This window comes from Paenibacillus xylanexedens (genome assembly GCF_001908275.1).
Lineage (GTDB): Bacteria > Bacillota > Bacilli > Paenibacillales > Paenibacillaceae > Paenibacillus > Paenibacillus xylanexedens_A.
This window is the reverse complement of record NZ_CP018620.1, coordinates 5,156,045-5,169,564: the sequence shown is the minus strand read 5'-3', so window position 1 is coordinate 5,169,564 and position 13,520 is coordinate 5,156,045. Positions and strand designations below refer to the sequence as shown.

General features: G+C 46.3%; 16 protein-coding genes. All 16 read left to right on the top strand.

Translation table 11 applies throughout. The features are described 5' to 3' along the window. Window positions 1–7 precede the first annotated feature (7 nt). The 16 genes from BS614_RS22510 to BS614_RS22435 all read left to right on the top strand — a co-directional run bounded on the left by BS614_RS22510 (window position 8) and on the right by BS614_RS22435 (window position 13,330). Window positions 8–709: a phosphoribosylanthranilate isomerase gene (locus BS614_RS22510; protein WP_074096961.1), complete on the top strand. Its 702-nt coding sequence runs from the start codon at window positions 8–10 to the stop codon at window positions 707–709. Continuing rightward, on the top strand, window positions 706–1,905 hold the full coding sequence (trpB, locus tag BS614_RS22505) for a tryptophan synthase subunit beta (protein WP_074095639.1): 1,200 nt from the start codon (window positions 706–708) through the stop codon (window positions 1,903–1,905). The genes BS614_RS22510 and trpB overlap by 4 nt, the downstream gene beginning before the upstream one ends. Continuing rightward, window positions 1,902–2,708, top strand: coding sequence for a tryptophan synthase subunit alpha (gene trpA, locus BS614_RS22500; RefSeq protein ID WP_074095638.1), 807 nt, complete (start codon window positions 1,902–1,904; stop codon window positions 2,706–2,708). Before trpB ends, trpA begins: the two co-directional genes overlap by 4 nt. A gap of 86 nt (window positions 2,709–2,794) precedes the next feature. Then, a complete protein-coding gene (hisC, locus tag BS614_RS22495; RefSeq protein ID WP_074095637.1) occupies window positions 2,795–3,895 on the top strand; it encodes a histidinol-phosphate transaminase in 1,101 nt (366 codons plus the stop codon). A gap of 26 nt (window positions 3,896–3,921) precedes the next feature. Beyond that, window positions 3,922–5,016: a prephenate dehydrogenase gene (locus BS614_RS22490; RefSeq protein WP_074095636.1), complete on the top strand. Its 1,095-nt coding sequence runs from the start codon at window positions 3,922–3,924 to the stop codon at window positions 5,014–5,016. A 700-nt stretch (window positions 5,017–5,716) separates the two neighbouring features. Continuing rightward, window positions 5,717–6,310, top strand: a complete 594-nt coding sequence (locus tag BS614_RS22485) for an RNA polymerase sigma factor (RefSeq protein WP_036607662.1) — start codon at window positions 5,717–5,719, stop codon at window positions 6,308–6,310. After that, window positions 6,307–6,942: an anti-sigma factor family protein gene (locus BS614_RS22480; RefSeq protein ID WP_074095635.1), complete on the top strand. Its 636-nt coding sequence runs from the start codon at window positions 6,307–6,309 to the stop codon at window positions 6,940–6,942. The genes BS614_RS22485 and BS614_RS22480 overlap by 4 nt, the downstream gene beginning before the upstream one ends. A gap of 43 nt (window positions 6,943–6,985) precedes the next feature. Next, window positions 6,986–7,585: a histidine phosphatase family protein gene (locus tag BS614_RS22475; protein ID WP_074095634.1), complete on the top strand. Its 600-nt coding sequence runs from the start codon at window positions 6,986–6,988 to the stop codon at window positions 7,583–7,585. Between the two features lie 233 nt (window positions 7,586–7,818). Next, complete coding sequence (locus BS614_RS22470; RefSeq protein ID WP_074095633.1) at window positions 7,819–8,937, top strand: hypothetical protein; 1,119 nt, start codon at window positions 7,819–7,821, stop codon at window positions 8,935–8,937. Window positions 8,938–8,981: 44 nt separating this feature from the next. After that, entirely contained in the window at window positions 8,982–9,488 is a 507-nt protein-coding gene (locus BS614_RS22465; protein ID WP_074095632.1) for a gamma carbonic anhydrase family protein, read from the top strand. A 23-nt stretch (window positions 9,489–9,511) separates the two neighbouring features. Further along, entirely contained in the window at window positions 9,512–9,691 is a 180-nt protein-coding gene (locus tag BS614_RS22460) for an IDEAL domain-containing protein (protein WP_017687723.1), read from the top strand. A gap of 153 nt (window positions 9,692–9,844) precedes the next feature. Next, window positions 9,845–10,267 (top strand): DUF2487 family protein, encoded by a 423-nt coding sequence (locus BS614_RS22455; protein WP_074095631.1) that lies wholly within the window; start codon window positions 9,845–9,847, stop codon window positions 10,265–10,267. 192 nt (window positions 10,268–10,459) lie between these two features. Then, the gene (locus BS614_RS22450) at window positions 10,460–10,999 is read left to right on the top strand and encodes a QcrA and Rieske domain-containing protein (protein WP_036607648.1); all 540 of its coding nucleotides are present in this window, start codon (window positions 10,460–10,462) and stop codon (window positions 10,997–10,999) included. 15 nt (window positions 11,000–11,014) lie between these two features. Continuing rightward, window positions 11,015–11,686 carry a menaquinol-cytochrome c reductase cytochrome b subunit gene (gene qcrB, locus BS614_RS22445; RefSeq protein ID WP_017687726.1) on the top strand — a complete coding sequence of 224 codons (672 nt, stop codon included), beginning with the start codon at window positions 11,015–11,017 and terminating at the stop codon, window positions 11,684–11,686. Between the two features lie 21 nt (window positions 11,687–11,707). Further along, window positions 11,708–12,592, top strand: a complete 885-nt coding sequence (locus BS614_RS22440; protein WP_074095630.1) for a menaquinol-cytochrome c reductase cytochrome b/c subunit — start codon at window positions 11,708–11,710, stop codon at window positions 12,590–12,592. 111 nt (window positions 12,593–12,703) lie between these two features. Then, window positions 12,704–13,330, top strand: a complete 627-nt coding sequence (locus tag BS614_RS22435; protein ID WP_074095629.1) for a DUF1405 domain-containing protein — start codon at window positions 12,704–12,706, stop codon at window positions 13,328–13,330. Window positions 13,331–13,520: the final 190 nt, after the last annotated feature.

Sequence of the window (13,520 nt, the reverse complement as noted above, 5' to 3'; positions counted from 1 at the left end):
CGACAGTATGTCAGAACTGAGAAACCCGCTGCCAGCGGCCGTAAAAATATGTGGACTTCAGGACGTTGAAGTGCTAAAATCGATGATAAACTTGCCTGTGGATTACATTGGTGTTGTTTTTGCCAAATCACGCCGCCGAATCGAACCCGAGCAGGCCGCTGCATTAAGAACGGTGTTGTTCGAATGGTCTACCTATGATCGGCCGAAGCTTGCGGGTGTATTTGTGAATCCTACGATCGAAGAGCTGGAACACATTATGGAGATTGCTCACTTGGATGTTATTCAGCTGCATGGACAGGAGACTGCGGAATTTTGCCAGCAGGTGAAGCAGCGGTGGAATGCCAAAGTGTTCAAAGTTTTTTCTTTTCCCAAAGAAGAAACGGGACCGGAAGCTGATGATGCAGCCATAAGGGATCTTGATAGTTACGATAAATTCGTGGATGCGATATTGCTTGATACCCATGATCCTCTATATGGAGGGGGCTCCGGGAAAACGTTTGCCTGGGAGCGAATCCCTGCCTATGCTGAATGGGCGAAAAGTCGTGAAATTGCTCTGTTCGTTGCAGGAGGTTTGCAGCCGGACAATGTACAACAACTAATACAGACATATGCACCTTTCGGCGTCGATGTATCCAGCGGCGTGGAGACAGAAGGTGTGAAGGATATTGCCAAAATTACAGCATTCGTAGAAAGGGTGAAGCAGGCATGACACATCAATTGCCGGATCAACACGGGCGTTTCGGTCACTTCGGAGGCCGCTTTGTACCTGAGACACTAATGAACGCACTCATAGAGTTGGAGGAGGCATATAGCCACTTCTCTAAAGATGAGGAATTCAACAAGGAACTGAACTATCTGCTAAGCGAGTATTCTGGACGTGAAACGCCATTGTATCATGCAGAGCAATTGTCACGCCGATTGGGCGGACCGAAAATTTATCTGAAACGTGAAGATCTCAATCATACAGGCGCGCACAAAATTAACAACGCCATTGGACAAGGATTGTTAGCCAAACGGATGGGCAAAAAGAAAGTTATTGCCGAAACAGGTGCAGGTCAACATGGCGTTGCAACGGCAACCGTAGCCGCATTACTTGGATTGGAATGCAAAGTATTTATGGGCGAAGAAGATACAGAGCGTCAGCAGTTAAACGTATTTCGGATGAAGCTGCTCGGAGCAGAAGTGATTCCGGTGACGTCCGGAACACGGACACTGAAGGATGCTGGTAATGAAGCACTTCGTTACTGGGTCAGCAATGTGGAGGATACATTCTATGTGCTCGGATCAGTGGTTGGTCCTCATCCATATCCGATGATGGTGCGAAATTTCCAACGTGTGATTGGTGATGAGACCCGTCGTCAGATTCAGGAGATCGAAGGGCGTTTGCCGGATGTAATTGTAGCCGCTGTTGGTGGAGGAAGTAATGCGATCGGTATGTTCTATCCATTTATCGGTGATCAGGATGTGAAGCTTGTTGGTGTTGAAGCCGCAGGCAAAGGGGTCGAAACCGAGTATCACGCTGCGACAATGACCAAAGGTACGCATGGTGTATTCCAGGGATCTATGAGTTACCTGTTGCAGGATGAGTATGGGCAGGTTCAGCCAGCGCATTCCATCTCGGCTGGACTTGATTATCCGGGTGTTGGTCCAGAGCATTCCTATCTTAAGGATATTGAACGGGCAAAATATGTACCGATCACGGATCAGGAAGCACTGGATGCCCTGCAACTCCTATGTCGGACGGAGGGAATCATTCCTGCTCTGGAGTCTGCACATGCGGTTGCCCAAGTTGTCAAACTGGCGCCTGAACTTACAGCAGATGATATTGTAGTCATTTGTCTGTCGGGACGTGGAGACAAGGATGTTGAATCGATCATGAAATACACGGGAGGTGACTTGGGATGAATCTGATGGACCAGACCTTCCAGCAATTGAAGGAACAGAATCGTACGGCACTTATTCCATTTTTAACCGTGGGAGACCCGGATGTGGACACAACGATTGATATCATTAAGGAGCTTGAACAGGCTGGAGCGGATATTTTGGAACTGGGTGTTCCCTATTCCGATCCGCTTGCAGATGGCCCAGTCATTCAGCGTGCTTCCGAACGTGCGCTGAAAAGCCAGATTACCATTCGTACTGTTATGGAAACCGCTGCAAAAGCTCGTAAGGCAGGTGTGAAACTGCCGTTTGTACTGTTCACCTATTATAATCCGGTATTGCAGACAGGACTGGATGTATTCTTTGATGAATTGGTCAAACACGATATTAGTGGCATGATCATTCCGGACCTGCCAATTGAGGAAGCGGAAGAGATGCGAGAACGCGCAAATCGTGCTGGTGTGCATCTGGTGCCGCTTGTTGCACCTACATCTAATGCCCGGATTGAGCGGATTGTAACGGGAGCGAGTGGCTTTATCTATTGTGTATCTTCTCTTGGGGTAACCGGAGAGAGAGCTTCTTTCTTTGATGGCGTAGAGAGCTTCATTGAGACGGTGAAAAGCCTGACAGACCTCCCTGTAGCAGTAGGTTTTGGTATCTCCAGTCATGAGCAGGTGGCACATTTCTCCCGCATCTGCGATGGCGTTGTTGTAGGTAGTGCCATTGTTCGTCAAGTGGAAGATGCGATTCCTCTGCTTGAAAATCCGGATACGCGTGCAGCGGGACTGTTGCAAATTCGCAACTTTGTGGCACAATTAAAGGGATAGATATGTCCTGAAAAGACATCTTTTGGACACGTAAGGTGCACGCTGATTCGTGTCTAACATTATTTCAATAACAGGAGGCGGTCGGGTTGAAACCGAAATCCCAGATTGTCAATCTGCCTGTGTACCAGCCGGGCAAACCGATTGAAGAAGTGAAACGTGAACTGGGGCTTGAACAAGTCATCAAGCTGGCCTCCAACGAAAACCCGTACGGCAGTTCTCCTGCCGCTCTGGAAGCCATTACGAAAGAAATGACTAATATAAGCATATACCCAGACGGTAGCTCGGTTGAGCTGACGGGAGTTCTTGCCAAGCATCTTGGCGTTGAACGGAACAACTTAATATTTGGTTGTGGTTCCGATGAGATTATTGCTTTGATCACGAGAGCTTTCTTCTTGCCGGGTGATGAGAACATTATGGCAGATCAGACATTTTCTGTATATAAAAGCAATGCAGATATTGAGGGTGCCGTGTCCATCGAAGTGCCTCTGAAAGATGGCACGCATGATCTGAGCGCGATGCTGGCGCAAATTAACGACAAAACCAAAGCAGTATGGGTGTGTAATCCAAATAATCCGACAGGTACGATTATCTCCGAGCAGGAACTTACAGCCTTTATGGACCGTGTGCCTGCTCATGTGATGGTCATACTGGACGAAGCTTATTATGAATTCGTAACCGATGAAGCATACCCGCAAAGTGTACCATTGATCGAACGGTATCCGAACTTGGTCATACTGCGGACATTCTCCAAAATTTACGGTTTGGCTTCGCTTCGGATCGGATATGGTATTGCACGTCCCGAAATTATTGATTTGATTAACCGTGTACGTGAACCGTTTAACACCTCCCGTTTTGGACAGGTTGCGGCAAAAGCTGCACTACTGGATCAGGATTTTGTTCAAGAGTGCTCGAAGCGGAATGCAACGGATCGGGATTACCTTCAAAATGAATTTATACGGCTCGGATTGTCGTATTTCCCTTCACAGGGTAATTTCATTATGGTTGACCTGAATATGCCTTCGGCAATTGCGTTCCAATCCTTGCTCAAACAAGGCATTATCGTTCGCTCAGGATTCCACGTATACCCAACTTACATTCGTGTGTCCGTCGGAACATCAGAACAGAACCGTGCATTTGTCACGGCACTGGAGAACACGCTGGCTGAGAAGGCGGTAGCACGCCCTTAATACTGGCGATGAAAGAGTGAGGACCCATGAAACTAAAAATTGCAATGATTGGTGTAGGACTCATCGGCGGTTCACTGGCGCTCTGCTTCAAAGGCAAGCCAGGTGTAACCGTGATGGGCTACGCCCACTTGGATGAACTGAAGGACAAGTACATAGCGAGCGGTGTAGTGGATGATGCTACGCTCTCTCTGGAAGAAGCGGTAGAGGATGCCGACTTTATTTTTTTGTGCGTTCCCGTAGGTTTGCTAGAATCCTATTTCGAAAAGCTCTCCAAGCTGCCATTGAAAAAAGGATGTATCATCACGGACGTAGGAAGCACTAAAGCTTCCATTGCCGCTTGTGCCGAGCATGTGCGGTTGACTGACGCTTATTTCATTGGTGGTCATCCTATGGCAGGGTCGGAGCGTGCAGGCGTAGATGCGGCCTCAGCTGTGTTGTTTGAGAATGCATACTATGTCTTAACCCCTTCAGAACATGTACCTGAGGAAGCCTACAGCAGGTTGTCTGAGCTGCTTGCGTATACGCGGGCACAGATCGTGCGTGTGGAGCCTCTGCTGCACGATGACATCGTGGGGGCGATTAGTCATCTGCCACATGTTATTGCTGTTGCACTGGTGAATCAGGTGCGTGAATATAATGAGTCGAATCCACTGTATAAAATGCTGGCTGCAGGTGGTTTTCGGGATATTACCCGGATTGCGTCCAGTGATGCGATTGTGTGGAGAGATATCTTGCTTAGCAACCGTGATGTACTGCTGGGCTTGCTTAAGGACTGGAATAGCCAGATGACGGCCTTTACGGATATGCTGGAGCATAAGAACGGTGAAGGCATAGAGGAGGCATTCCGTCAGGCCCGCGAGTTCCGCAGTATATTACCAGAACGACGCAAAGGTATGATTTCGCCGTTATTTGATCTATATACTGATGTCCAGGATGCACCGGGTATGATCGGTAAGATCGCAACTGAGCTTGGGGCGAATGATATCAACTTGAGCAACTTGGAGATTATCGAAAACCGGGTGGATGTGCCGGGCATTATGCGTCTGTCTTTCCGTCAGGAAGAAGATATGGAACGAGCCAAGACGTTATTGGATTCCTTAGGCTATCAAGTGTGGATATAAGACGAGAAAGAGGGCGAAAGCCCTCTTTTTTGTGAGGTTATATTGGAGTTCTTATTTGATTTTCAGTCACAGATCAAAGAGGGTTTTATGTAGGGATTATATAAATATTAACATATAAACATCTTTTTAAAGGCAAAAAAAAGACCGCTTACAAAAGCGGCCATTGCTCACGTGGAGCAATACAGTTATTGGATAGGAGTGGAGAGAAACCATACTGTACCCTTATTATATGTATACGTTTTCATTTTGTCAACACTTTCAGTAAAATTGTTTGAATTAATTATATCTTTCGGTAATTCAGGATAATAACTCCTATTTTTAGGGATACCTTAGATCAAATAAATATCACATTTTTGTAACCTTTTCAGTATGTCGAGCGTCTGTATAAGCAAGGGTTAACAAAAAGGCTCAAAATGAAGTCATGAACGTGAAAATGACTGCATATGAATGACAGGTCGGGTTCTGAGGATAGCAATGGATTTGCCAGGATGATGCAGACCGTTGTACAATAAATACTGTTAATGTAGAAACGTTGGGGAAATTGCCATTACATAGGGGAATTTGGCGGGAAGGCCAGTTATGGCGCTGAACGCTTTTTATATGCGGTGAGAACCGCAACTTTTTTGTGCCTGTTCGGTAATACATGGATAGAGTCGAACGGGGAGAAGCACATGGATGGGCGAGGAGGGGTCGCACTCAAATGACGGATTCCCAGTTGATTCGAGAGATCAAGGAAGGTAACCTGGAGTTATATTCCGAGCTGATGAGTCGTTATCAGCGTAAAATACTGGCTTTCGTATATCATATGTTGAAAAGTTCCAATATGGAGCTGCTTGCGGAAGATCTCTGTTCTGAGACTTTCTATAAGGCGTTCCGCAGTCTGCACTCTTTCCGTGAGGTGGATGCCTCATTCTCAACTTGGTTATATACCATTGCGAGAAATACGGTACTGAGTGAGCTTCGCAAACAGCGCAGCGGAAATGTCCCACTTGAAGAGAGCGGGATTGTTCCCGTTGCTCCTTCGGAGAATACACCGGAGTATGCTGTACTACGCAGCGAGCGGGTGATGCTGGTTAGGGATGCGATTAACAATTTGCCGGAGAAGCAGCGTTCTGCGATTATACTCCGTGAGTATGATCAACTAGACTACCAAGAGATTGCGAATATTCTTGGGCAGAGCGTCAGTTCTGTGAAATCGCTATTATTCAGAGCAAGATCAAGCGTAAAAACTCAATTGGAACCTTATTTCTTCGAACCGGTGTACGAGCCATATGAAGGGATGAAGAACCGATGAATTGCAATGAAGCCCAGGAACTGTTTGCACTGGTCTGGGACTTGCCGGAAACTCATCCTCAGCGGATTGCATTTCATGCTCATCTCGTTGGTTGTGAAGAGTGCTCTGAGCAGTTTGAGGTCTGGGAAGAAGCTCAGATCTTGCTGCACAGCATTCCGGTTCCAGTGACAGAACAACAAGCAGAGAGAGTGAACCGTAACGTTATGGACCGGATCTACGCGGAGTCTCCATGGTTACTGCCGGAAGAGGTAAAGGTTAATCGTTTCTCTGCTGTGATCCGCAAGCATATGTCTTTGTGGATTGCCGCGTTCCTGGCTATTTTTTTATGCAGCTTTCTGTATATGGCAATGTTTAAGCCAGACGTATCAGAAGCTGAGCAAACCAAAGTTGTTACTACGGGTATCCTGGAGACAGGGGTTGCCGGAAGCGGACCATCGTCCTCTGGAATGTATCAGTACAACATGACTGGAGCGGACAGAGGAAGTATCATAGAACCTTTTGTTGTGAGCATGGGACCTGCTTATCCGCAGTATTGGATGGCCCTCTCTTTACTTGCAATAGGAATGGCGTTATTTTCTCTTGGACGTATGCATCGAACAACGAATAAACGCAAACAAGGTGCGAGTGCATAGGTAATAACCTTTCGTTCGCCGTGTGGAGAAATGAGGGATGTAAGTGCGAATCGGGCTTATTCGTCACGGTCTTACAGACTGGAATGCGGCGGGCCGTATACAGGGTCAGACGGATATTCCTTTGAATGGAGAAGGTCGTGAACAGGCAGAGCGCCTGGGAAGACGTCTGCTGACGGAAGAATACCAATGGGACTATATCATCACAAGTGGATTATCGCGGGCACAGGAAACAGGGGAGATTATCTCCAAGCTGTTGAATGTACCTTTGCTTGAGCCAGACGCACGGTTGAAAGAAAGGGCTTTTGGTCAGATTGAAGGTCTGACTTCAGAAGAACGGGTTGCCCGTTGGGGCCAAGCCTGGGAGACATTAGACTTGGGACAGGAGCAGATAGCGGATATCCAGATTCGTGCACTGGCGTTTCTGGAAGATCTATGGTCGGCCTATCCGGACCAAAACGTACTCATTGTCACTCACGGAGCTTTCTTAGCCAACCTTTTAACAGCTTTGTTTAAAGATCGGTATACAGAACGGATTGGAAACCTGTCACTGACGATCCTGGAAAAGGAACGTGATGACTGGAGTCCGCTGTTGTATAATTGCACACGACATCTGTCTTTGGACACAGCGAAACAACCTGAGTAATCCAACTTGGGTTGTTTTTTTGCGTTTTATGGGGAAATAAAGACTTTATATGATTTCAAACCTCTCATTTTTCTTCTGATTGACCAACTCGGGGCATAGTATGGTTTAAAACATAAAAGATTTCCAAAAAGAGGTTTAGATTATGGGAATTCCGTCAACGATGTTTACAAAACCAAACTATTTCAGGCTCCGAATCAGTAGTCGAAGTAGTTAACGGGCGAGGCGATGGACCCATGAATCTAGCGGATATGCTTACTTTTGCCGATATTGGCCAGCTTAATCGAATAGCAGACTATTACCAATGTGAATGCAAGCCCAATTCCAAACATGAACTCATCCAGAGTATTCTCACTACATTGGGCAGCAGACCCTTTTTTGAGCAGCAGGTACGTCAACTGAATCAAGCAGATCAGCGCTTTTTGAACAACTTGTTGTTTGACCCTCGCCAGTATTATGGTATGGAAGAACTCATTGCCATAGCCCGTCAATCGATGGACAAAAAGGAGAGTGAGGCTGGCGCGAGTCCACGTGATCTCATCGTTCGCTTCAATAAGAGTGGATGGTTGTTCAATGGGACAACGCAGCAGACCAGGTATTTGTATCAGGTACCCCAGGATCTGAAATTAAGATTCAGGGATGTGTTATCCACACATCTGCGAGCAGGGATTACCAAAACAACGGAACCACCCATGTATCGGGATGAATATCATCTCTTAGCGGATGATCTCAAGTTGTTCCTGCAGTTTGTCCAGCAGCACGAAATTGCCCTTAACGCTGAAGGCATGATGTACCGTCGCTCTCAACAGCAGATTATGGAGCATCTGCACATTAGTGAGGAATTGGTGGGCAAAGGTGGATGGAGATTCGGATATGGCCGTTCCTTCAAGGATTACCCGGATCGTTTCGCACTTCTCTACGACTATGCATTTCACCATCGGCTGGTTCGTGAGGAGCAAGGCACGCTGAAGTTATCATCAGCTGGAGAAGACAAGCTGGGAGCTGAGAAAACAGCCGAAATGATACAGCTATTTAGGTTTTGGTTAAGATTGTATAAAGGTGCTATTCCCAATCTGTCCTCTATTGTGTATTGGACAGGCGAATGTGCCCAAGAATGGTCAACCGCCGAGTCGCTGTTTCGTCAGATCGGTCCGTTCATTCAGCCGTTTTACTATGATACGGCCGAGGCCATTTATGATAACAGAATTGTTAAAATGATGTTGCATCTTGGCATGGTCCGTATTGGGGAACATGAGGAAGGCAGGACTATACAAATGACAGCCTGGGGCACACGTCTTGCTGCATCCTGTCGCTCCATCTCAGGAGACATTACGCCTATTATGTTTGACAACTGAAGGACAAGTTGCTAAAATCACTCCCAAATTAAGGAGTGATAATAATGATAATTCCATACAAAGGTCTACAACCTCAGTTACACCCTTCGGTATATATGGCTGAAGGTGCAAAACTGATCGGTGATTTGAGGATGGGAGAAGAGTCTTCCGTCTGGTTCAATGCAGTCCTTCGGGCTGATTTGGCTCCTATTATCATTGGAAAGCGCTGTAATATTCAAGATAACGTTGTCGGGCATGTCAATACTGATCAACCTTTGATTGTAGGAGATGATGTCTCAGTAGGACATACAGCGATCATTCATGGTTGTTGTATTGGAACAGGATCATTAATCGGCATGGGAGCCATTCTGCTGAATGGAGCCGATATTGGCAAATATACGCTGATTGGAGCCGGTTCTGTTGTTACTGAGAATAGTAAAATTCCGCCCTATACTCTTGCTTTGGGGACACCTGCCAAAGTGATACGTGAGCTGACTGATGCCGATCTGGAGCGGATGTCCAGAACTTCACTGGGTTACGTTACCAAAGGAAAAGAATATAGGAGCTCTTAAATCCGTTTTGGAGGTGCATCCTATTGGATAAAATGAAAGTTACGTATGAAGTCATGTTGGGGCTGGCAGCTGAGATGGTTTGGGACGAAGCGCTTCGCAAACAGCGCAGCGAGAAGCTCTATTTGGAAATCGATAAAGCGTTAGCTACCGGAGACGAAGTAGCTTTCCGGAGTCTGACGGATGAACTGAGGACCATAAACTGATTAGCAAAATAGTTCCTTTCTGAGATAAAAGGGAATGCGCAGATGCGTGTTTCCTTTTTTTGATATGTGTAATTCCAAAATGAATGTCTGGATTTATAAGATATAGTCATATATAATATGGGAATAAAATGGATAGAGAGGGGATATAGGGAATTGAAATTCAGTGAGATGACTCAAGACAGCTGGGCTGAACTGCAACTCTATCTGGATACATGCCTTATTCCATACACAGCTCTTAGCGGTGAGCAGTCGCCAGTTGAAGCTACCGAGGCGTTGGAGCGGCTGAGAGATTTTCTGGATCTGGTTGAAATTCCTTTCAAAGGGAGAATCATGACTTATCCAGCCTATCATTATGCTAATTCGGAATTGTCAATGACATTAAATTCCTTGTCCGCACAGCTTAAATCCTCGGGATTCAAATATGTGGTTATTATGTCATCAGATGGTCATTTGGATGGCGTAGAAATTCCAGCTGCTGATCTGATTTTGAGTCGGCCCGTCTTAACTCATGAGGTTGGAGAAGAAGGGATTGCGAGATTTGTAGGGGAAAAGATACGCGAGTTGTGGAAAAAATAGTTTTTAGCGACAAATGTGACAATTTTACAACAATTTTTTAATAACGCTTACAATTGAACCTTAAAAATGTGTGACAAATTCTTGACGGTGTTCTAGGGCTACTATATGATTATGTATGTTCTAGTAAGTCGTGGAATTTATGAAAATGAAAACGTTTGAGAGAGTTGGCTGAAAAAGGGGGTTGGAGACAGTATGAGCAGTGAGCATGACCACGAAGCTTCATTGAAATTGCCAAGCCGCATGGAGATGTCACGCAGGCAGTTTTTGACGTACACGCTTGGTGGAGCTACAGCCTACATGGCCGCCGGTGCAATCCTTCCTATGGTCCGTTTTGCGGTGGACCCGATTTTGCAACATAAGGGAGAAGGCACCTCTGTCAAAGTAGCTGAAATCAGCAAAATTACGAATGAGCCTCAAGAATTCACCTTTGAACTTAAACAACAGGATGGTTGGTATCTGAGTAATGCATCGTTAGTGGCGTGGATTCGCAAAGACGAGCAGGGTAAAATTTATGCACTCTCACCTATCTGTAAACATCTGGGATGTACAGTAGGCTGGAATAGTGACAAGCAGTACCCTGACGAGTATCATTGCCCCTGCCATGGCGCGCACTATGACAAGGAAGGGAAGAATCTTGCCGTAGCCCCCAAACCGCTGGATGAGTACGTAGTCAAGGAAGAGCAGGGTTGGGTATATCTGGGCGACATTGTTCCGAACACCCGAGTGAATTAGGAGGCGTGAACGCAGATGTTTAAAAATGTCTATGACTGGATTGACGAGCGTCTTGACATCACGCCAATCTGGCGGGACGTTGCGGATCATGAAGTTCCAGAGCATGTAAATCCGGCTCATCACTTTTCCGCATTCGTGTACTGCTTTGGTGGATTGACGTTCTTTATTACTGTTATTCAGATTCTGTCAGGCATGTTCCTGACCATGTATTATGTACCTGATATTATCAATGCCTACGCAAGTGTGGAGTACCTGCAGACCAAAGTAGCTTTTGGCCAAATTGTTCGCGGCATGCACCACTGGGGAGCCAGTCTGGTTATCGTAATGATGTTCTTACATACGATGCGTGTGTTCTTTACAGGCTCTTACAAGGCACCGCGTGAAATGAACTGGGTTGTCGGCATGCTGATCTTTTTCGTCATGTTGGGCCTGGGGCTGACAGGGTACTTGTTGCCATGGGATAACAAAGCCTATTTTGCAACAAAAGTAACACTGGAGATTGCCAATACGGTTCCTTGGCTGGGACCGATTATTAAAGAATTCCTGCAAGGCGGTACGATTGTTGGTGCACAGACACTAACCCGATTCTTTGCCCTGCACGTATTCTTCCTCCCCGCTGTGCTTCTGGTGCTTCTGGTCGGACACTTTATCATGATCCGCAGACAGGGCATTTCGGGACCACTATAAACTGAGAAGGGAGGAATCGCAATGGCTCACGGACATAAGAAGGATGATGAGGAAAAGGTTATCTTTGTCGGTGATTCACGGGTCCGTAAAGGGGCGGGATTTATTACCCCGCCGGATTACACGGCGTATCCCGGCAAATCAGAAGCCTTTATCCCCAACTTCCTGCTGAAAGAATGGATGGTTGGTGTCGTTGTATTGGTGGGGATTCTGGTTCTCACGATCTCAGAACCTGCACCTTTAGGCTATCCGGCCAATCCGAGCGCATCCGTAATTCCTATGCCGGACTGGTACTTCCTTTTTCTGTATCAGTACTTGAAGTATCCATACGCATCGGGCGATTACGTTCTGCTCGGGGTACTGGGGGTCAGCGGAGTCGCTTTTGGAGCTTTGCTGCTGGCACCATTCCTGGACACAGGCAAGGAGCGGCGTTTCTATAAACGCCCAATTGCTTCATCACTGATGATTTTGTCGGTCATTTCTGTATTCTACCTGACAAATGTAGCGTGGACGCACTACGAGCATGAGTTGGAAGCAAGTGGACAGAAGCCTGAACATATTCAACGTGAAGAAGAAGCGCTGGAGAGGCGTGAACAGGGGCTCCCACCCGTTTCCAATGCACCTGGACAGCAAGAAGAAGTTGCGATCGTGGAACAGGATGATCCTGCAATGGAAACGTACAAGAAGGCCGGATGTATTGGCTGCCATGCGGCTGATATGAAGGGCGCAACTGGACCTTCGCTTCGAGGCATAGGTGACAAGCACAGCCAGGAAGAGATTCTGACCATTATCAAAGAAGGCTACAACGAGATGCAGCCTCAGTACAATAATGCTATTGCTCAAGGTGTTACGGATGAAGAGATTACTCATCTGACCGAATGGCTTGCGAAACAGAAAGCAGAACAGTAAAATCGAAATAACCAATGAAACCTGATCGTTTATGCGGTCAGGTTTTTTGAAGTGTTTTTTTGGACAGCACTGTATCGTGCACAATATATGATGAAGGAAGGGGCAGGGAATATGGCTTTATCGTATTTTTGGAGTAGGGAATTTCTAACCAATCGTTATTTCCTGTGGCTATTATTTTGGTGTAATGCAGTAGGAACCGTATATGGATACATCTGGTACGGAGAGCAAATGAAATTGACGCTGGCTGAGCAGCCGGTGTGGCAGATCGTATTTGTGCCAGATAGTCCAACAGCGAGTTTGTTTTTTACTTTAGCGTTGTTATGGGTCTTGTACCCACCACGGTCCATCATTATCAAACGGATCGGACATGTGATTCAGGCGCTTGCCGTGGTCACATCTGTGAAATATGGCGTGTGGGCCGTATCCATTATTTTCGCTGGCTGGATGCAAGGCGGTACACAGCACTGGCAAGACTGGATGTTGATTGCTTCGCATAGTGCGATGGCCATTGAAGCTCTAATTTATGTACGCTTTTTCGGCTTCCGCTGGGCTTCCCTTGTCGTTGCAGGTCTCTGGACACTGTTGAACGATACGATGGATTATACATATGATATTTACCCTTGGTTACCCGCTTCCCTCTATGATCATGTAGAAGCTGTGCGTAATTTCACATTCGGACTGACACTGGTAAGCATTCTGTGCGCGTGGCTGGCCTTAAGACAGGCGAAACGAACCTGACCTCATACTTTGGAGAGAGAATAACATGTCTCATGAAAAGTCGCTATTTTAGCGGCTTTTTTTGTGTCCAAAATGTGTCCATATTGTGCTATTTCATGGCTTGAAAATTAAGGATATCTCCATTCTGCACCTTATAATAAAATTGAAACTGAATTTTGAAATTATTTAACATAATTACTTAATATTGAAA